The sequence below is a fragment of the Thermanaerothrix daxensis genome (assembly GCF_001306145.1).
GTDB lineage: Bacteria > Chloroflexota > Anaerolineae > Anaerolineales > Anaerolineaceae > Thermanaerothrix > Thermanaerothrix daxensis.
In genome coordinates, this window is record NZ_LGKO01000002.1 from 1075744 (window position 1) to 1093506 (window position 17763).

Here is a 17763-nt window from a genome sequence, read left to right on the forward strand (position 1 = left end):
TTGCCAGTAGAGGTTAAGGCATTGGGGTGGGTGTCACCTCACTCTGTAACTTGGGAAATTCTAATTGATCCACTCGCGGCTCAACCGCATAAGGCAATTTAGCCGGCAGGGGGATGTTCTTTTGATCCATTAAATATTGGAGGGTAACCGCATCGGTAACTATTGGCTTGGTATCCGTTGGATTGCGCAAAGCCAGGTTGATCTTTATCCCCTCGAGCATCATGAAGTTCAAGATGACAGCATCTTCGGGGCTGACCACAAGCGTCACAGCACTGGGAGCGGTGATGGTTGGAACCGTTTCACCCGGTTGAGGTGTGGGGGCAGGTTGCTGAGCAGTGCTAGCCTGTGCCTGAATAACTTCGCCCATGCGCAATACTACGGCATCCTGAATGATGGTTTGGCAGACCAGCCGAGGACGTTGGGATTCAGAGGGAACAGCATAAAGGGGCTGATTGAGAGTGGGATCAAACTCAGCCCGCCCCTGGTCGGTTAACGTGGAACTATCCAGGAAGCCAGGGGTAAGCGATTCGGGTTCGTTAACCAGCCCTGGTTTGATCACCTGGGGAAGTTTATTGGGTAGTTTGGATTGGAACTGTTGATCTACATCCACCAGTAGCATACACCCAATTACCATTACGTGGTCCCCTGGTTGAAGTGCGTAAGAAACAGAGGTCAGGCTTGAGATTGGTACCGACAGGGCTACATACTCCTTGGGAATGTCGAATGAAACGACAGAGCCGGCACCGGGCTCTAAAAGTGCCCCGGGGGTTAAGGGGATGCCACGCTCCAAATCGTATTTCGCCCGTTTGCCGTAAACGGTTTGGGGGTCAGTGATGAAAGTGCCAGCGACAAGTTTATCGCGGGGGTAAGGAATGGTGGTGACCGCCCCTTCAACAATTTCTGATCCACGGGCAATGAACTGAGTGGTGATGACGATATCCACCATGTCCTGCGGAGCCTGAGTGGGCAGGGGTTGGGCCTGCCCCGGTAATCCTCCTTGCATTTGGAGCCATACGTAGGCAGCTCCTACAAGCAACAGAAGGATAAGTGCTACAATGATGATTAATAGCCCACCTCGCCTGGTTCGACCGGCCATCTTCTATAACCTCCCGTTGGACAGATGATTCACTGGATCGTCACTGCGATGTGTAGATAGCACTATTATAAGGCAATTTGTCAAATGGGTATCTCTTCAAAATTGTTAGTTTTGCAACTCACGAAATAGACCCTGCCTAGCAGGGTCTATTTCGTGCCTGCGCAATAGGTGATGGGGGTTGGCTAGATTTTCGTTATGATCTGGCTAAACACATTGCCGATGGCGGGGCCGAGGAGGGCGAGAACGACAATAACAACAACTGCTACCAGAACAAGGATTAATGCATACTCAACCAGGCCCTGGCCCTTCTCCTTAGGTGCAAACAGCATCGCAATTCACCTCCTTTCTATTTGTGGATAGCCTTGCCCTCATTATACAAATCTCACACCTAAAACTAATTAAAATATCCTTACAATTTACTTACAGCAAATGCACAAAAAATAATGAATTGGAGCAACCACCGAATAAGCCCTATCTACCAGATAGGGCTTATTCGGTGTGCTTATGTTGAACTGCAAGTACTAGGGTGAGTTATATGGAGTTCATGATCTGGCTAAACACATTGCCGATGGCGGGGCCGAGGAGGGCGAGGACGACAATAACAACAACTGCTACCAGAACAAGGATCAATGCATACTCAACCAGGCCCTGGCCCTTCTCCTTAGGTGCAAACAGCATCGCAGTTCACCTCCTTTCTAGTGGGTAGTTTACTTACGTTTTGATTATAGAAAGAAAACGTAGCCTTGTAAAGCGCCTTCACCTTGCAAAACCCTTACATTTGCTAATCAATGATTGAGTCTTGTGCAGTCTACACGTTACACGTTCAATATGGGTGAGCAAACGGATTACTGAATAATTCCAGAAAAACCGATTGTGCCCCGGCCTGTTTAGACCTATAATCAAAGAGAGTCTATTCTTTCTAGAAAAAAGAATCTTTAGGAGGCAAGATGAGCGATATCTACGATCGCATCAAGGGCGATCAAAATATTTTCAATCAGTTGCTAAGCCGAATACCAGGATTCGCCGGGTATGTGGAACGTGCTCAGCGTAGGGTAGCCGATAAGATGCTGCGTGAAACGCTTGCTAACCGTTTTGAAGGGTTATGGCAACGCGTATCTGCTGTGCAACGTGCCTTGCTTGGAGAAGGGGAACTGGAACTGGTGGATGACATTGAAGAGGCTTCATTAAAACTTCGCCAGTTTATTGACCGATTGAAGACAGCGGCCTATGGTTATACGGGATTCTTTGATGCCGTTCGCATCCGACCAGAGGATTTGTCGCGTCTCTACGAGTACGATATGGCGATGGTGAATTTGGAGGACGAGGTGGCACGGGCTCTCGATCATGTGGAGGCTTCTATCGGCGGGGAGGGTTTGGGGGCAGCTGTGCGCAATCTCGTTGCTGCAGCCCAGAGATGCCTGGACACTTTTGAGAAGCGGGCTGAGGTGCTGATGGGGATTTCGCCTCAAAGTAACTCATCAGATGAAAAAGCATAGAAGGCTATCCCAAACCCATTTTGGTAAGATAAGGAGTGATTCAAGATGGCAAGAATATTTGATGTCGTTGAATATCCAAGCGAGATGGTGGATGAGATTGTGCATCGTTTTCCCGAAGAGGGAATTGCCGATTTGCGCATTGGTTCACAAGTGATCGTGCGGGAGGCCCAAAGGGCTGTGTTCTTCCGGGATGGTCGTGCGTTGGATTCCTTTGGTCCGGGCCGCCATACTATCACCACTGCCAATATCCCACTCCTAATTGATTTCCTGGGAAAGGCATTTAATAATCGTACTCCGTTTACGGCTGAGGTGTATTTTGTGTCTATGCGTGAATTTGTAGACCGAAAATGGGGTACGCCGCAGCCGATTTTGGTGCGAAACCCGGGGATGGGCTTGGGCGTGGCTCTGTTGCAGGGTTTTGGCACTTACTCATTTCAGGTGAGGGATGCCCAGCAGTTTGTGACTCAGGTCGTAGGAGCCCAGAAAATCTATCGCATGTCAGACATCGAAGATCGCCTTCGCGCTGTTCTACTATCTAAATTGCAAGATCTGCTGGGTGAAATTGCTGCCAAGCGCCCGGTAACGGAATTGATCGGACTTACTGAGGAGATAGGTGCGGGAATTCGGGCTAAGGCCCAGGATGATTTTGCAGCCCTGGGGTTGACTCTCAAATCGTTTTACATTGCGAATCTGAAACCTTCTGAAAAATCGGCTGAAGAGCTTCGGGCGATGGGCATGCTGGATTTGCCCACTTATACCCAGTTGCAGGCAGCAGATGCATTGCGGGATGCCGCCCAGAATCCGAGCGGTGGCGCAGGGCTAACCGCGGGTATTGGGGCGGGAATTGGCCTGGGTAATGTGATTTCTCAATCTCTGCAAGGAAGCGGGAAAGGTGGTGAAGAGGCAGGCAAGTCTGCCACCGGGATTCCCGAAGTCATGACCCCTGCGGAGGCAGCAACAATCTTGCGCGTTTCAGAAGAGGATGTGCTGGCTGCTATCCAAGCGGGCGAACTAAAGGCAAAGAAAATTGGAAATGCCTATCGGATCAGTCGCCAGGCTCTTGAGGATTTTCTTAAAGGCTAACGTATGATAAATGCGCAAAAAGCCAGCCCGGCAAAATACGTCGCCGGGCTGGGCGCTGTTAAATTCCTTCAATACCTCCATGTTATAATTGCCACGCCATCCCAATTTGATGAGGGGCCAGATGAGTTATGAATCTCCATGAGTATCAATCTAAGCAGATTTTTGCCCGTTTTGGCATTCCCATTCCTCGGGGGAAGGTGGCTCTCAACTCTACCGAAGCCAAGCACATTGCTGAAGAGTTGGGAGGAAAGGTAGTCATCAAAGCTCAGGTGCTGGTGGGTGGGCGCGGTAAGGCGGGAGGGATTCGCCTTGCGCGTTCACCTGAAGAGGCAGAGGAGTTGGCTACCTTTATCCTGGGGATGGATATTAAGGGACTGCCGGTGCGAAAAATATTGGTAGACGAGGCTGTCAATATTGAGCGTGAGCTCTACGTGGGTATTACGAATGACCGCAATGCGCGCTGCCCGGTCATGATGGCTTCAGCCGAAGGTGGGGTGGATATTGAGGAAATTGCACGTCGTTCTCCGGAAAAGATTGTCAAAGTCTATATTGATCCCTTGATCGGCCTGCGAGATTATCAATCTCGTGATATTGCGGTGGCAATTGATTTACCGCGGGAGTACTGGAAAACCTTCATGAGCATCGCCGAGGGGTTATGGCGGGTCTATACAACCCATGACGCGACTCTGGTGGAAATCAATCCGCTGGTCATTACCGCCGATAAGCGCATGTTGGCCTTAGATGGGAAGATGAGCGTGGATGATAACGCGCTTTTCCGCCATCCGGATCTGGTTGAAATGCGAGACCTGGATGTAGAAGCCCCTGCCGAAGTGGAAGCCCGGAAGTATGGTCTCTCTTATATCAAATTGGATGGTGAAATCGGGTGTATGGTCAATGGAGCGGGGCTGGCGATGGCGACCATGGACATTATTAAGTTGCATGGTGGTGAACCAGCCAATTTCCTTGATATTGGTGGTGGCGCGGGTGCGGATAAAGTGGCGGCAGCTCTGCGCATTATTCTTTCCGATTCGAGGGTGAAAGTCGTTTTGATTAATATCTTTGGCGGGATTACCCGGTGTGACGAGGTGGCACGTGGTATTCTGGGTGCATTATCCGAAGTCAGACCCCAGGTTCCCATGGTTGTGCGCCTAGTGGGTACAAACGCCGAGGAAGGTCGCAAGATGCTGGCGGATGCTCACATGATAACCGCAGAAACCCTGGTTGAGGCTGCCCGAAAAGCCGTAGCTGTTAGCAAAGGAGAGTTGGGTTATGAGCATCTTGATTAATCGCAGGTCACGTGTATTGGTGCAGGGTATTACCGGACACGAGGGTTCCTTTCATACCCAGCAGATGTATGCTTATGGCACGAATATTGTGGCGGGGGTAACCCCGGGAAAAGGAGGGGAGTGGGTTCTCGATGGTAAAGTCCCGGTTTTTGATTCTGTCAAAATTGCGGCTGAGGCCACTGGTGCTGATGTAAGCGTCATCTTTGTTCCGGCGCGCTTTGCGCCTGATGCGATTTTTGAGGCTGCTGATGCGGGGATTCAACTGATCTTTTGTATTACTGAGGGCATACCCATTCAGGATATGATGCGGGTCAGGCGCTACCTGGATCAGAAGCAGGTGCGTTTGGTGGGACCCAATTGCCCCGGCGCTCTTACACCGGGGGAGTGTAAAGTGGGGATCATCCCTGGAAACATTGCCCTGCCGGGGAATGTTGGAGTTGTATCGCGTTCGGGTACCCTAACTTATGAAGTGCTTTACGCCCTAAAGCTTAAGGGGATTGGGGTAAGCACATGTGTGGGCATTGGGGGTGACCCTATTCAGGGTACAGATTTCATTGACGTGCTTTCGCTATTCGAGGCTGACCCCTACACAGAAGCCATTGTCCTGATCGGGGAGATCGGGGGTAATAATGAAGAACGAGCGGCAGAATATATCTCTCGCCACGTAACGAAACCGGTGGTGGGTTTCATTGCGGGCCGCTCAGCCCCGCCTGGTAAGCGCATGGGACATGCGGGAGCCATTATCGAGGGAAGGGCCGGCACTGCAGAGCACAAAATTAATGCGCTTGAAGCAGCAGGAGTTCGGATCGCCGAACATCCTGAACAAGTAGCAGAATTAATTGAGCCTTATCTAGGAAAGTGAACCCGTTCGAGGTAAAAGTGCTGGTCAAGGCACGGAAGAGCAATTTGCTTCCGTGCCTTTTTCTCAGGCCTTCTTGTGAGTTTCAATGTAGCGTACTGCGTCGGCTACGGTTTTGATCTGACGGGCATCTTCGTCGGAGATTGCCAGATCAAACTTCTGGCTGAGACCATCTATCAGGAAGAATTGGTCCATTGAATCGGCTTTGAGGTCTTCGATAATGCGGGTCTCGGGGGTGATTTCGCTAGGATCGATCTTCAAAACGTCGGCGATCACCGCTTTGACCTCTTCAAATGTGTCGCTCATCATAACCTCCTGGGTCTCTAAGGTTGCAGTAATTGTAATTCGGGATTAATGCATGTCAAGATAATAATAGGCGGTTTGTCAGAAGGCGATGCGAAAGAGATGTACTAAAACGATTCTAGTTGTACAATCTCTGCCAAAGATAACTCTCAGATTTTATGATTGGCTCTGGTATACTCCAACCCATAACAGGTCGAGCAGGTGCGCATGGAAGGACATGATCCGGATCTCCAATTACGAAAAAATGATCACCTAAGGATCAATCTCGAGAAGGATGTGCAATCGGAACTAAGCAATGGGCTAGAGAACTATGTTTTTGAGCATAATGCCCTGCCCGAGCTCGATTTTGAAGACATAAGTTTGCGAAGTGAATTCCTGGGTAAGGTCCTTGGGGCACCGATTTTGATTTCCTCAATGACCGGGGGAACACCGGAAGCGGGGATCATAAATCTGCGGCTGGCGGAAGTGGCTCAACAATACGGGTTAGCGATGGGGGTAGGTTCACAACGTGCCGCCCTTCAACACCCGGAGAGTAGCGACACCTTCAAGGTGCGGCGAAGCGCACCAGATATTTTGCTCTTTGCTAATCTGGGTGCGATTCAACTAAATTATGGTTATAAGGTTGAAGACTGCCGACGCGCTGTTGAGATGATTGAGGCAGATGCTTTAATCTTACATCTCAATCCCCTCCAAGAGGCGCTTCAACCCGAAGGTAATACGCGTTTTCGTGGGTTGCTCAAAAAAATCGAGGAAGTGTGCCAAACGATTGAGGTGCCAGTTGTGGTGAAAGAGGTGGGGTGGGGAATCTCGGCTCAGGTGGCACGACGCCTGGTTGAGGTGGGTGTGGCGGCTATTGATGTGGCGGGGGCGGGAGGAACCTCATGGTCGCAGGTGGAGATGTACCGCATGCAAAATCAATCGCGAGCCCGTGTGGCTGCCCTGTTCAGGGGTTGGGGAATTCCTACAGCTCATGCCTTAGAGGCCGTGCGCAAAGCGGTCCCTGAACTTCCCTTGATTGCCTCAGGAGGGATTCGTAATGGCTTGGAAGTTGCCAAATGCATTGCTTTGGGGGCTTCGCTGGTGGGGATGGCGGGGCCTTTCTTGAGAGCCGCTGCAAAATCATCTGATGAAGTAGGGGGCTTGGTTGAGGAGATACTCCTGGCACTTCGTATTACCATGTTTTCGGTGGGGGCGGGCACCATCCCCGCACTGCGCACAATTCCCCTTCAAAGGGTGGTGAGATCATGAGTTCATTTGCTCCGTTTTTGTCACGCTATCGGCCAAAATTAGAGGCTGCCTTACAGACAGCCCTTAACCACCCGGTCTTGAACCAGTATTCTGGCATGGTTGGTATGTTGCGCTACCATATGGGGTGGGAAGGTGAGGGGGCAGGAGAGGAAGCCCAGGGGAAACGGTTACGTCCCATGTTATTGCTGCTTGTTGCCGAGGCTGTGGGGGGAGATTGGGAAAGGGCCTTATCGGCAGCGGCGGCTGTTGAACTTTTACACAACTTTTCCTTGATCCATGACGATATTGAAGATCGCAGTCCTTTGCGTCGAGGCCGACCTACTGTTTGGGCGAAATGGGGGGAGGCTCAAGCGATCAATGCCGGTGATGCAATGTTTGCAACTGCGTTCATTGCGCTGGAAGAGTTGCGTAATCACTTTAGATCCGAGGTGGTTTTTCAGGTTCAATCGCTATTTGCTGAAACTTGTCTTCGTTTGACGGGGGGGCAGCATCTTGATATCGCTTTTGAGCAGGATCGAGAAATTCCGGTTGATCTTTACTGGAGGATGATTGCAGGAAAGACTGCAGCCTTGATCCAGACATGCGCTCATATTGGGGCTCTGATCGGAGGAGCAGATGAAGCACTTCAGCGGGCTTTCTCGCAGTATGGTTATGCACTGGGCTTGTGCTTCCAGGTGGTAGATGATTGGCTGGGAATATGGGGAAGTGCGGCGCTTACGGGGAAATCCACAGAAAGTGATTTGGTCAGTGGGAAAAAAACGCTTCCCGTTGTATTGGGGTTGGCTAAAAACGGGCGTTTTGCCCGGCGCTGGCGAGAAGGGAACATCCAACCTGATGAGGCCCCTATCCTGGCACAGTGGTTAATTGAAGAGGGTATCCAGGCGCAAACTCTAGCCGAGGCAGATCGCCTGACACGTGAAGCCTTGGAGTGGTTGGATCGGTCAGGTCTAAGTAACGAAGCACTTCAGGCGTTGAGGGAGTTAACTCATGCCATGTTGAATCGTCAAAAATAAATTTGTAAAGAGACTATTTTATTAGGAGGTAGATTTATGTCCTCAACCATTGATGCAAATATCTATGCGGCTGCCGAACTCCTGGATGGGGATGGAATTGATACTCAGGCTATTCAAGAAAGCGTTCGGAGAATGCTGATCGCTTTTGGGGAGAACCCAGAACGGCAAGGGCTGATACGCACACCTGAGCGGGTAGCCAGTATGTACGAAGAATTACTGGCTGGATATCGAGTAGATCCGGTTGAGTTGATCAACGAGGCTATTTTCGACGTCAATTATGACGAAATGGTTGTGGTCCGGGATATTGAATTCTACAGTCTTTGCGAACACCACATGTTGCCATTTATTGGACGGGCTCATGTGGCTTATATTCCCAGAGGCAAAGTTATTGGCCTTTCCAAGATCCCCCGGGTTGTTGATATGTTTGCACGGAGATTGCAGGTTCAGGAACGCATGACCCGCCAAATTGCGGATTTCCTGAACGAGGTTTTGCATCCTCTGGGAGTTGCGGTTGTCGTAGAGGCCATCCATATGTGCGCAATGATCCGAGGCGTCAAGAAACATAATTCACGCATGACCACATCCACCATGCTGGGTGCTTTCCGCACCAGCATGGCCACACGAATGGAGTTTCTGGATAACATTTCGCGGAGCGCCGAGCCCTTGCACATCTAGTTCAGGCGCGTCAAATGACGTAGATCGGTGCGCACAAAGGCAGAAGAGGAGGCGCGCAGGCGCTGAGCAATTTCGGCCAAACTCTCTTCGTTGGTGGAACGGCTCAGGTCGGGTCGCAATTCAGCTAGCGGCAACGCAATGAAATCGCGTTGCCACAAATTATCATCTAAAACCCGCTCGTCAAAAACGATCACATCTAGATCAATGGTGCGGGGGGCGTTCTTGTCGGCGGTCCGAACCCGTCCCAGTGCTTGTTCAATGGGCGCGAGCACCTCGGCTTTGAATTTGTCCAGATCGAGGGGCGTAGAAATCCAGGCAATTGCGTTAAGAAAGCGTGGGCCGGGAGAACCCACCGCTTCGGTTTCCCAAATGTTGGAGAGGGCATTGACAATGCAGGCTTCCTTGAGGCGCTGGATTGCAGCCGCGATATGGGTCTCAGGGGCAATGTTGCTTCCGAGCAACACATAGGCCTGGTGTATGGTGGCGCTACTACTCGTCTCATGGAAGCGCTCGATTTCTACCCCGACAGAGCGGGCGAAGCGCACGGCGCCTGGCTTTTCAACACGTACGCGTACACCCATGACCCCGGGCTCTTCCAGGCACAAGCGGGCAATGTCGTTGGCCAGGGCTTCAACGGTAAAACGTTCAATGCGTTCCACGTAGGCGATGATTTTTTTGGCAATGGTTCGGTAATTGATACAATCCTCGATACGGTCGCTCTGGGCAGCCCTGGATACATCCCCGTACAAAGCCAGGTTAATCAGAATGTCCTGAGGCTGCGCCCGTTCGCGCTCGCTGATTCCAATAACACCTCGCACTAGCAGATCATGAATAAAAGTGATGTCCATGGTGATCTCCTCGAAATGGCTTGGATCAGACCAGGTGTCGTCCCCCATCAAGGTGAATGATCTCCCCCGTTATGTAAGTGGGGGCATTGAGGAAGAAGAGCAGTGTTTGTTCCACTTCTTCCAGAGTTGCCCAACGCTGGGCGGGTATGTTTTCTAGAAAATTCGGAGAAATGTTGCCATCGCTGGGAGGTAAAATGGCTCCCAATGCAATGCCGTTGACAACGATGCGTGGCGCCAGTGCCAGTGCCAGACTGCGAGTCAAAGCGACCAGGGCGGCTTTACTGATAGTATATGCAAAGTGATCGCTGCCCGGCCGCAACGCACGCCAGTCAAGAATATTCAGGATGCGCCCTGTCTTCGCGGTGGATAGCCGCAGAGCAAATTGGCGGCTTAAAAGGAAAGGAGCCGTGAGATTGATATTGAGATGGCGTTGCCAGGCTTCTAAGTCCGTTTGCCAGAGGTTGCGATCCTCAAAAATTGCTGCATTGTTGATAAGACCATCCAGGGGTGCCATTTCCCAGGCACGCTCTAGCAGTGCCTCTACATTGGTAGGATCCGAAAGATCGCCTTCTAAGACCCAGGCCTTGACTCCCATGTCTGTGGCCAGGTGAGCGACTTCTTGGGCTTCATCAGGAGAGTGCCCATGGTGGATGATTACGTTTCCCCCTTCTCTGGCAATGGCCAGAGCAAAGATGCGCCCCAAACGACGTGCAGCACCGGTTATAAGAAATGTTTTACCCTGAAGGATCATGGTCTTGCTCCTTAGGAGTTGTTTGAAGGCAGCGGCCAATCTGGTGCAGGCTGAGAGCCAGCACAGCCCAGGCAATGATTTGAGCCTGGCGGAAATGGAACCAGGTGACGGAGTCTCCTCGAAAAGGCTCAATGATCAGGCGTGCCAATGCGGTCAAGGCGAGAAATGTCCAAAATCTCATTCCATTGGGCCAGGTTTCGCGCATGCTACGCAGGATAACTGCGGTGATGCCAAGGGCTAGGAGAAAGGCGTAAACTTGAGTGGGGTGACGGCATTCTCCCCATAAAGGAATGCACCAGAGAACCGAGGTTGGGGCACCGTAAGCGTTGCCGGAAGCCAGATCGGCGAGGTGAAGAGCCAGTGCAAAGATAGAGGCGGCTGGGGTTAATTGATCGAGAGTGGGCCAAAACCTCAAGCCACGACGATTGCCGTACACCAAGGCCGCTAAAGCGGCAAACATCATTCCCGAGGGAAGATCCAGCATCTGTGGGGAGGGGATAATCAAGGCCGAGGGGGTTTGTAAAAATACGGATGAATTTTTGGCCGCATAACCCAAACGTGCTCCCAAGATGCCCGCAATAAGGGCAACCAGGACTAGATCATAATAAATTCCAAATGTTTGGGTGCGGTACGAATACAATTTTTCGGAGATCCACAGGGCAAGCCAGAGCCCCAGAAGGAGAATAATGCCGGGGGTTTGTAAGGAAAGCGGGCCGATTTGAATAACCGGAAACATCTTCGTTCACCTTGGTGCCTGCAGAATACGGTGAATCTCAGCCCGCAGCCAGGCTTCTGAAACAGGACCGCCTAATACCATTGTCCGAATAACCTTACGCTGATCCAGGAGGAAAGTGGTGGGGAGGGCTTGAATTTGGTAGGTCTGACTACTCTGGCCTTCAATATCGAGAGCGATGGTAAAGGTTAGGTCGTTATCGCGGACGAACTGCTGCATCTGTGTAATATCATCCTGGTAGGTGGTATTAATACCGATAAAGTGCACCTTTGCAGGATCAAATTCGCGACTCAATTTTTCGAAAACCGGCATTTCAGCGCGGCAGGGCGGGCACCAGGATGCCCAGAAATTAAGCACAATCACCTGGCTATGAACCTGCTCAAGGTCAAGGGGAGAGCCGTTCAGAGTATCCAGTGTGAGGGGAGGGGCCGTAAATCCAGGCCTCGGGGCTGGGTGAAAGTCGGGACGAGATGGGAAAAAGAAGGCAGAGAGACCTATCCACACCAGCCCTAAAATCAGAGATGTGGCCCTGACAGAGTGCCAGTGACGTCGTAGGAATTCGAGCACAGTGTTATGCTATTCGTAAACCGAGAGGGTGTCAAGGCATTGGCTTTTTACACCCCCTGGAAGACATAGGGGGCTAACTGGTATAGGAAAGAGGCCTTGTAAAATATACCAAATTATGGAAAATTTGGTATAATATAATTACCCTCCCCCTGGGGGAGGGGGTAGATTGGAGGAATAATGGCAAATCCAGAAGTTCTGGCACGCTTGAAGACTACTGAAGGACATTTACGGGGAATCCAGCGCATGGTTGAGGAGGGTGCCTATTGTATTGACGTGATTCGTCAAATCCAGGCAGTTCAGGCAGCGCTGGACAAGATCAGCGCTATGATTTTAGATGACCATCTTCACTCTTGCGTCATTACGGCCTTGCGCGGAGAAGACCCTCAAGAGCGTGAGCGGGTCCTTAAAGAGATTGTTGAGGTTTTCAACGCTACAAATCTTTCCCAACGGAGGTAGATCCCATGTCAGAAATTGAGTTCTATGTGCCAGCAATGCACTGTGCTCATTGTATACACACAATAAAGATGGAATTGCATGAATTAAATGGGGTGCGTGCGGTGGAGGCCGATTTATCCAGCAAAAAGGTCAGAGTTCAGTATGAGGCTCCAGCAACCCCTGAAAGTATTGAGAAATTACTGGTGGAGATCAACTATCCTCCTCAAAAAGCCTAAAAGATCTTCGGTTTGGCTTCAGGGCGACTCTCCGCCCTGAAGCCCTTCGTGGAGGTGGTTATGGAAAAAAAGCAGCAGGTGGTGCTGCCCATTACCGGGATGACGTGTGCTAATTGTGTCGCAACCGTTGAACGCAATTTGAAGAAAGAGAAAGGGGTAGAGCATGTGGCCGTCAACCTGGCTTCAGAGCGTGCTACGGTGATTTTTGACCCTACCCTGACCCGTCTGGATGCCCTGGTGGCTCGAGTAGAGCGTGCTGGTTACGGAATTGCCACGGGCGAAGTGCGCTGGTCAGTAGAGGGGTTGAGTGATATAAATGATGCTCATCGCCTGGAGCGGGTATTGGCTCGGCTGGAAGGAGTGCGCGAGGTGCAGGTGTTGTATCCGACTAACCAGGTGTTCGTGCGGTATATCCCTACACTGGTCAGCCAGCAAGATCTCCGCCAGGCTATTCGTCGTGCCGGATTTGAAGTGGTTGAGGGTCAGATTGAATTTCAAGATGCCGAGGCCGAAGCCAGGCGCCGAGAACTTGCTCAGCAAAGGCGTTTGCTCGTGGTGGGATTGATTTTTACCATTCCACTGTTCTTGCTGGCGATGGGTCGCGATCTGGGGTTGCTACCCATGGCTTTTGCTCACACGCGCTGGTTTGATGTGCTTTTATGGGTGTTGGCGACGCCGGTGCAGTTTTATGTGGGTTGGCAATACTACCGTAATGGCTATCATGCTGTGCGCAATGGGTCCGCTAATATGGACGTGTTAATCGCCATGGGGTCTTCAGTGGCTTACCTGTATTCTGTGGCGGTGGTTTTGGGGTGGCTTAAGGGCCATGTCTATTTCGAAACTGCGGCGGTCATTGTCACCCTGGTGCGTTTGGGGAAGTTTCTGGAAGCCCGTGCACGGGGCATGACCAGTGATGCCATTCGTAAGTTAATGGGACTGCAGTCGAAAACGGCCCGCGTGATACGCGATGGACAAGAACGCGAGCTGCCCGTTGAGGAAGTCCAGTTGGGCGATATTATATTGGTGCGCCCAGGTGAGCGCATTCCGGTGGACGGTGTTGTGATTGAGGGGCGTTCAACAGTGGATGAGTCCATGCTCACCGGTGAGTCGTTGCCAGTGGAAAAGAAACCGGGCGATTCTGTCATCGGGGGCACCTTAAATAAGCAGGGGTTTCTACGATTTGAGGCTACCCGCGTTGGCAAGGAAACTTTCCTGGCTCAGATTGTGCGGTTGGTGCAGGAGGCGCAAGCCAGCAAAGCTCCCATCCAGCGTTTGGCAGATCGCATTTCGGCAATTTTTGTCCCCCTGGTTCTTTTAATTGCGCTGGTGACGTTTGTAATTTGGTATTTTGGGGTGCCCGTACCTGGAGATACTAATGCGACGTTTGCGCGTGCGCTGATTCACATGGTAGCAGTACTGGTCATTGCCTGTCCGTGTGCCCTAGGCCTGGCTACTCCGACCGCGGTTATGGTGGGTACTGGGAAGGGTGCAGAATTAGGTATCCTCTTCCGTAACAGCGAGGCTCTGGAGCGAGCGGGGCAGGTAAACGTGGTGGTGTTAGATAAGACGGGTACATTAACTCGCGGGCAGCCCCAGGTCACGCATATATTCGTTGCACCCACGTGGCATGCCGCGCAGGACGAAAATCGCTTACTTCAGTTGGCCGCCAGTGTAGAACAGGTTAGTGGTCACCCCTTGGGAGAGGCGATTGTGGCAGAGGCAATCTCGCGAGGGCTTTCTTTAGAAACCCCTGCCGGATTTAGCGTTGATGTTGGGCAAGGGGTCGAGGGGGAAATTCAAGGGCATCGGGTAATCGTCGGAAGCCCGGGTATGTTTGAGAGGCGAGGCTTGGTACTAAACGGTCTGGCGCCGGTTGTGGAAAGGATCCGGTCCGAGGCTCGAACCCCGGTACTTGTGGCTGTGGACGGGGTACCTTGCGGCGTGATTGGAATTGCGGATACCCTGCGGGAGGGTGCGCGTGAAGGCGTGTGTGCTCTGAAAGACCTGGGACTGCGGGTTATCATGCTTACTGGCGATCAGCGCCCGACGGCGCTGGCAATTGCTGCTCAAGTTGGAATTGAGGAGGTCATTGCTGAGGTATTGCCTCAACATAAAGCCGAGGCGATTAAAGCCTTGCAGGAGAGAGGTAATGTGGTGGCTATGGTAGGAGATGGTGTTAACGATGCCCCTGCACTGGCACAAGCTGATGTGGGCATTGCCATTGGGACAGGTACGGATATTGCGATGGCTACCGCACCGGTCACCCTGGTTGGCGGGGACTTACGGGGCGTGGCGAAAGCCATTTTGCTTTCGTGGAGAACTTTGCGTACGATTCGCCAAAACCTCTTCTGGGCTTTCTTCTACAATATCCTCCTCATCCCTGCGGCGGCAATGGGTTATTTGAGCCCGATTCTGGCAGCGCTGGCTATGGCATTTAGCAGTGTCTTTGTCGTAACTAACAGCCTACGTTTGCAACGAGTGCAATTGGGCTAATCAGAAGAGGGCGAAATAGAGGGGCTTGCACAACCGTGCGAGCCCTTTTGTCTTATTGGGGAAGGTCCTGATTTTGATGGTAGAATTTTGACAATTAGATCTTTGTCCGTAAACCCCCGTGCACTTTTTATATATTCATTTCTCCAAGGAGCCTGTTATGGTTGCTAATCCAGAGTTTGAGTTACGTGCGATCAATACGCTGCGATTTCTCTCCGCTGATGCTGTCCAAAATGCGAACTCAGGTCACCCGGGATTGCCGATGGGGGCAGCAGCCATTGCTTACGCAGTGTGGACGCGCCATCTCAAGCACAATCCGCGCAATCCCAACTGGCCGAACCGAGATCGCTTCATCCTTTCAGGAGGTCATGGATGTGCACTGCTTTACTCCCTTCTTCATTTGACCGGCTATGATCTCTCACTTGACGAACTTAAGCGTTTTCGCCAGTGGGGGAGCAAAACGCCGGGGCATCCGGAATATGGGCTGACCCCGGGAGTGGAGACCACCACCGGGCCGTTAGGGCAGGGATTTGCCAACGGCGTGGGAATGGCGATAGCCGCTGCTCACCTGGCGGCAGAATTTAATCGCCCGGGCTTTGAGATTGTGGATCACTATATTTACGCCTTGGTTACGGATGGGGACTTGATGGAAGGCGTGGCATCGGAGGCAGCCTCGTTAGCGGGGCATCTGCGGCTGGGCAGGCTAATTTACTTATACGACGACAATCGCATTTCCATTGATGGCTCAACAGACCTGACGTTCACCGAGGATCGCGCTCGCCGTTTTGAGGCATACGGATGGCAAGTACTGCAGGTGGCGGATGGGAATGATGTGGATGCGATTGATGCTGCCATCCGTGAAGCAAAGGCAGATCCACGTCCCTCGCTGATCATCTGCCGCACGCAGATAGGCTATGGGCTACCCACGCGTCAGGGCACTGCCAAGGCGCATGGAGAACCGCCGGGAGAGGAAGAATTGCGGGGAGCGAAGGAGCGCCTGGGATGGCCATTAGAGCCCATGTTTTACATTCCAGAAGATGTACTGACCTTTTATAGGAAGGCCGTTGAAGATGGAGCGGCGGCGGAGGCGGCCTGGCAGCAACAATTTGAGGCTTATCGGCGGGCTTACCCGGAACAGGCGGCTGAATTTGAGCGGCGCATGCAGGGGCGGTTGCCGGAGGGTTGGGATAAGGACTTGCCTGTGTTTGATCCCGATCCCAAAGGCCTCGCCACGCGGGCTGCTTCGGGGAAGGTGTTGAACGTACTTGCCACACGCCTGCCGGAACTAATGGGAGGGTCAGCAGATCTTACACCCTCCAACAATACCTGGATGAATTGTGCGACGGCATTCCAGGCTGAAAATCCAATTGGGCGCTACCTGCATTTTGGTGTGCGGGAACACGGCATGGGGGCGATTGTAAACGGCATGGCCTTATACAGAGGGATTATTCCCTTTGGAGCCACCTTCCTTGTCTTTTCGGATTACATGCGTCCGGCGGTGCGGCTTTCGGCCCTGTCGCATATTGGCAGTATATGGATTTTCACTCATGACTCGATTGGGTTGGGGGAGGATGGTCCCACCCATCAACCTATTGAGCATTTGCCCGCACTACGGGCGATCCCCAACCTGGTGGTCATTCGTCCGGCGGACGCCAATGAGGTACGGGAAGCATGGAAGGTTGCCATTGAGCGTCGCAACGGCCCGACAGCGTTAGTGCTCAGCCGGCAAGCGATCCCGGTGTTGGATCGTTCCGTGCTTGCCCCGGCCGAGGGATTGCGGCGAGGGGCTTACGTGCTGGCGGACCTGGGAGGGGGGCGTCCGCAGATTATCTTGATGGCAACTGGCTCAGAGGTGAGCCTGATCGTAGAAGCGGGTTATGCGCTGGCTGCAGAGGGCTACAATGTGCGCCTGGTTTCCTTCCCGAGTTGGGAATTGTTTGAGGCACAAGATCGTGGCTATCAGGATGAGGTTTTGCCGCCCACCATTGAACGTCGCCTGGCGATAGAAGCGGCGCGTCCCCTGGGGTGGGAACGTTGGGTAGGCAATAAGGGGCGGATACTGGGGATTCATCGCTTTGGGGCATCCGCACCGTATAAGGTGATTTATGAGAAGTTCGGTCTCACTGTGGCCGATATCCTTCGCGAAGCCCGTGGATTGCTGGGTGTTGAAGCATAAAGGAGGTATAAGATGCGTGTAGCCATTGCATGTGATCATGGTGGTTTTCCCCTTAAGGCTTCGGTCATTGAGGCGGTGCGCTCATTAGGGCATGAGGTGGTGGATTTTGGTGTAGATAGCGAGGAGCGGGTTGATTATCCGGATTTTGCAGAAAAAGCGGGGCGGGCGCTCCAGCGTGGCGAGGTCGAGCGCGCCATTTTAATTTGCGCTTCTGGTATCGGGGTCAACATTGCCGCAAATAAGATGCGCGGTGTTTATGCAGGGGTATGTCATGATACTTACTCGGCCCATCAAGGGGTTGAGCATGACAATATGAACGCGCTCTGTCTGGGAGGGCGGATCATTGGTCCTGAACTGGCAAAGGAAATTGTGCGCGCTTTCCTGAATGCCAAATTTCTGGGTGAGGACCGCTATCAGCGTCGCTTTGAAAAGGTGCAAGCCCTGGAGAAGGAAGCTCAACGGTCTTAG

General features: G+C 52.2%; 20 protein-coding genes. 12 read left to right on the top strand and 8 right to left on the bottom strand.

What is annotated here, in order from left to right; translation table 11 throughout:
• Positions 1-13 precede the first annotated feature (13 nt).
• The 3 genes from cpaB to SE15_RS05295 form a co-directional block, all read right to left on the bottom strand.
• Complete coding sequence (gene cpaB, locus SE15_RS05285; protein ID WP_054521042.1) at positions 14-1096, bottom strand: Flp pilus assembly protein CpaB; 1083 nt, start codon at positions 1094-1096, stop codon at positions 14-16.
• A 182-nt stretch (positions 1097-1278) separates the two neighbouring features.
• Positions 1279-1425 (bottom strand): Flp family type IVb pilin, encoded by a 147-nt coding sequence (locus SE15_RS05290; RefSeq protein WP_054521043.1) that lies wholly within the window; start codon positions 1423-1425, stop codon positions 1279-1281.
• A 202-nt stretch (positions 1426-1627) separates the two neighbouring features.
• Complete coding sequence (locus SE15_RS05295) at positions 1628-1774, bottom strand: Flp family type IVb pilin (RefSeq protein ID WP_054521044.1); 147 nt, start codon at positions 1772-1774, stop codon at positions 1628-1630.
• Between the two features lie 269 nt (positions 1775-2043).
• Here SE15_RS05295 and SE15_RS05300 point away from each other — a divergent pair, with 269 nt between their 5' ends.
• The 4 genes from SE15_RS05300 (at position 2044) to sucD (ending at position 5823) form a co-directional block, all read left to right on the top strand.
• Complete coding sequence (locus SE15_RS05300; RefSeq protein WP_054521045.1) at positions 2044-2592, top strand: hypothetical protein; 549 nt, start codon at positions 2044-2046, stop codon at positions 2590-2592.
• Between the two features lie 45 nt (positions 2593-2637).
• Positions 2638-3675 (top strand): SPFH domain-containing protein, encoded by a 1038-nt coding sequence (locus SE15_RS05305; RefSeq protein WP_054521046.1) that lies wholly within the window; start codon positions 2638-2640, stop codon positions 3673-3675.
• Between the two features lie 128 nt (positions 3676-3803).
• Complete coding sequence (sucC, locus tag SE15_RS05310; RefSeq protein WP_054521047.1) at positions 3804-4961, top strand: ADP-forming succinate--CoA ligase subunit beta; 1158 nt, start codon at positions 3804-3806, stop codon at positions 4959-4961.
• On the top strand, positions 4945-5823 hold the full coding sequence (gene sucD / locus SE15_RS05315) for a succinate--CoA ligase subunit alpha (protein ID WP_054521048.1): 879 nt from the start codon (positions 4945-4947) through the stop codon (positions 5821-5823). Before sucC ends, sucD begins: the two co-directional genes overlap by 17 nt.
• Before the next feature lie 63 nt (positions 5824-5886).
• Here the strand turns inward: sucD and acpP are convergent, their stop codons facing one another.
• Positions 5887-6126 carry an acyl carrier protein gene (acpP, locus tag SE15_RS05320; RefSeq protein WP_054521049.1) on the bottom strand — a complete coding sequence of 80 codons (240 nt, stop codon included), beginning with the start codon at positions 6124-6126 and terminating at the stop codon, positions 5887-5889.
• 204 nt (positions 6127-6330) lie between these two features.
• Between acpP and fni the strand changes: the two genes are divergently transcribed.
• From fni to folE, 3 genes are read left to right on the top strand one after another with little or no spacing between them, the layout of a single operon-like run.
• On the top strand, positions 6331-7371 hold the full coding sequence (gene fni, locus SE15_RS05325; protein ID WP_054521050.1) for a type 2 isopentenyl-diphosphate Delta-isomerase: 1041 nt from the start codon (positions 6331-6333) through the stop codon (positions 7369-7371).
• A complete protein-coding gene (locus tag SE15_RS05330) occupies positions 7368-8384 on the top strand; it encodes a polyprenyl synthetase family protein (RefSeq protein WP_054521051.1) in 1017 nt (338 codons plus the stop codon). Before fni ends, SE15_RS05330 begins: the two co-directional genes overlap by 4 nt.
• 36 nt (positions 8385-8420) lie before the next feature.
• Positions 8421-9059 (top strand): GTP cyclohydrolase I FolE, encoded by a 639-nt coding sequence (gene folE / locus SE15_RS05335; RefSeq protein ID WP_083461719.1) that lies wholly within the window; start codon positions 8421-8423, stop codon positions 9057-9059.
• Here the strand turns inward: folE and folK are convergent.
• The 4 genes from folK to SE15_RS14075 are packed head-to-tail and all read right to left on the bottom strand — an operon-like array spanning position 9056 to position 11958.
• The gene (gene folK, locus SE15_RS14070; protein WP_083461720.1) at positions 9056-9907 is read right to left on the bottom strand and encodes a 2-amino-4-hydroxy-6-hydroxymethyldihydropteridine diphosphokinase; all 852 of its coding nucleotides are present in this window, start codon (positions 9905-9907) and stop codon (positions 9056-9058) included. The genes folE and folK overlap by 4 nt on opposite strands.
• 25 nt (positions 9908-9932) lie before the next feature.
• A complete protein-coding gene (locus SE15_RS05345) occupies positions 9933-10658 on the bottom strand; it encodes an SDR family oxidoreductase (RefSeq protein WP_054521052.1) in 726 nt (241 codons plus the stop codon).
• On the bottom strand, positions 10642-11394 hold the full coding sequence (locus SE15_RS05350) for a prolipoprotein diacylglyceryl transferase (protein WP_054521053.1): 753 nt from the start codon (positions 11392-11394) through the stop codon (positions 10642-10644). Before SE15_RS05350 ends, SE15_RS05345 begins: the two co-directional genes overlap by 17 nt.
• Before the next feature lie 6 nt (positions 11395-11400).
• Positions 11401-11958, bottom strand: coding sequence for a TlpA family protein disulfide reductase (locus tag SE15_RS14075; RefSeq protein WP_083461721.1), 558 nt, complete (start codon positions 11956-11958; stop codon positions 11401-11403).
• Positions 11959-12135: 177 nt separating this feature from the next.
• On the opposite strand from SE15_RS14075, the gene SE15_RS05360 reads away from it, so the two are divergent.
• From SE15_RS05360 to rpiB, 5 genes are all read left to right on the top strand, one after another.
• The gene (locus tag SE15_RS05360; protein ID WP_054521055.1) at positions 12136-12414 is read left to right on the top strand and encodes a metal-sensitive transcriptional regulator; all 279 of its coding nucleotides are present in this window, start codon (positions 12136-12138) and stop codon (positions 12412-12414) included.
• Positions 12415-12419: 5 nt separating this feature from the next.
• Positions 12420-12629 (top strand): heavy-metal-associated domain-containing protein, encoded by a 210-nt coding sequence (locus SE15_RS05365; RefSeq protein WP_054521056.1) that lies wholly within the window; start codon positions 12420-12422, stop codon positions 12627-12629.
• 60 nt (positions 12630-12689) lie between these two features.
• On the top strand, positions 12690-15122 hold the full coding sequence (locus SE15_RS05370; RefSeq protein ID WP_054521057.1) for a heavy metal translocating P-type ATPase: 2433 nt from the start codon (positions 12690-12692) through the stop codon (positions 15120-15122).
• A 157-nt stretch (positions 15123-15279) separates the two neighbouring features.
• Positions 15280-17295 carry a transketolase gene (gene tkt / locus SE15_RS05375; RefSeq protein ID WP_054521058.1) on the top strand — a complete coding sequence of 672 codons (2016 nt, stop codon included), beginning with the start codon at positions 15280-15282 and terminating at the stop codon, positions 17293-17295.
• A 12-nt stretch (positions 17296-17307) separates the two neighbouring features.
• Positions 17308-17763 carry a ribose 5-phosphate isomerase B gene (gene rpiB / locus SE15_RS05380; protein WP_054521059.1) on the top strand — a complete coding sequence of 152 codons (456 nt, stop codon included), beginning with the start codon at positions 17308-17310 and terminating at the stop codon, positions 17761-17763.

Excerpts from the sequence above, each read along its gene's own strand:
- cpaB (WP_054521042.1), bottom strand. The coding sequence starts at position 1,096 with ATGGCCGGTCGAACCAGGCGAGGTGGGCTATTAATCATCATTGTAGCA.
- SE15_RS05290 (WP_054521043.1), bottom strand. The coding sequence starts at position 1,425 with ATGCTGTTTGCACCTAAGGAGAAGGGCCAGGGCCTGGTTGAGTATGCA.
- SE15_RS05295 (WP_054521044.1), bottom strand. The coding sequence starts at position 1,774 with ATGCTGTTTGCACCTAAGGAGAAGGGCCAGGGCCTGGTTGAGTATGCA.
- SE15_RS05300 (WP_054521045.1), top strand. The coding sequence starts at position 2,044 with ATGAGCGATATCTACGATCGCATCAAGGGCGATCAAAATATTTTCAAT.
- SE15_RS05305 (WP_054521046.1), top strand. The coding sequence starts at position 2,638 with ATGGCAAGAATATTTGATGTCGTTGAATATCCAAGCGAGATGGTGGAT.
- sucC (WP_054521047.1), top strand. The coding sequence starts at position 3,804 with ATGAATCTCCATGAGTATCAATCTAAGCAGATTTTTGCCCGTTTTGGC.
- sucD (WP_054521048.1), top strand. The coding sequence starts at position 4,945 with ATGAGCATCTTGATTAATCGCAGGTCACGTGTATTGGTGCAGGGTATT.
- acpP (WP_054521049.1), bottom strand. The coding sequence starts at position 6,126 with ATGAGCGACACATTTGAAGAGGTCAAAGCGGTGATCGCCGACGTTTTG.
- fni (WP_054521050.1), top strand. The coding sequence starts at position 6,331 with ATGGAAGGACATGATCCGGATCTCCAATTACGAAAAAATGATCACCTA.
- SE15_RS05330 (WP_054521051.1), top strand. The coding sequence starts at position 7,368 with ATGAGTTCATTTGCTCCGTTTTTGTCACGCTATCGGCCAAAATTAGAG.
- folE (WP_083461719.1), top strand. The coding sequence starts at position 8,421 with ATGTCCTCAACCATTGATGCAAATATCTATGCGGCTGCCGAACTCCTG.
- folK (WP_083461720.1), bottom strand. The coding sequence starts at position 9,907 with ATGGACATCACTTTTATTCATGATCTGCTAGTGCGAGGTGTTATTGGA.
- SE15_RS05345 (WP_054521052.1), bottom strand. The coding sequence starts at position 10,658 with ATGATCCTTCAGGGTAAAACATTTCTTATAACCGGTGCTGCACGTCGT.
- SE15_RS05350 (WP_054521053.1), bottom strand. The coding sequence starts at position 11,394 with ATGTTTCCGGTTATTCAAATCGGCCCGCTTTCCTTACAAACCCCCGGC.
- SE15_RS05360 (WP_054521055.1), top strand. The coding sequence starts at position 12,136 with ATGGCAAATCCAGAAGTTCTGGCACGCTTGAAGACTACTGAAGGACAT.
- SE15_RS05365 (WP_054521056.1), top strand. The coding sequence starts at position 12,420 with ATGTCAGAAATTGAGTTCTATGTGCCAGCAATGCACTGTGCTCATTGT.
- SE15_RS05370 (WP_054521057.1), top strand. The coding sequence starts at position 12,690 with ATGGAAAAAAAGCAGCAGGTGGTGCTGCCCATTACCGGGATGACGTGT.
- tkt (WP_054521058.1), top strand. The coding sequence starts at position 15,280 with ATGGTTGCTAATCCAGAGTTTGAGTTACGTGCGATCAATACGCTGCGA.
- rpiB (WP_054521059.1), top strand. The coding sequence starts at position 17,308 with ATGCGTGTAGCCATTGCATGTGATCATGGTGGTTTTCCCCTTAAGGCT.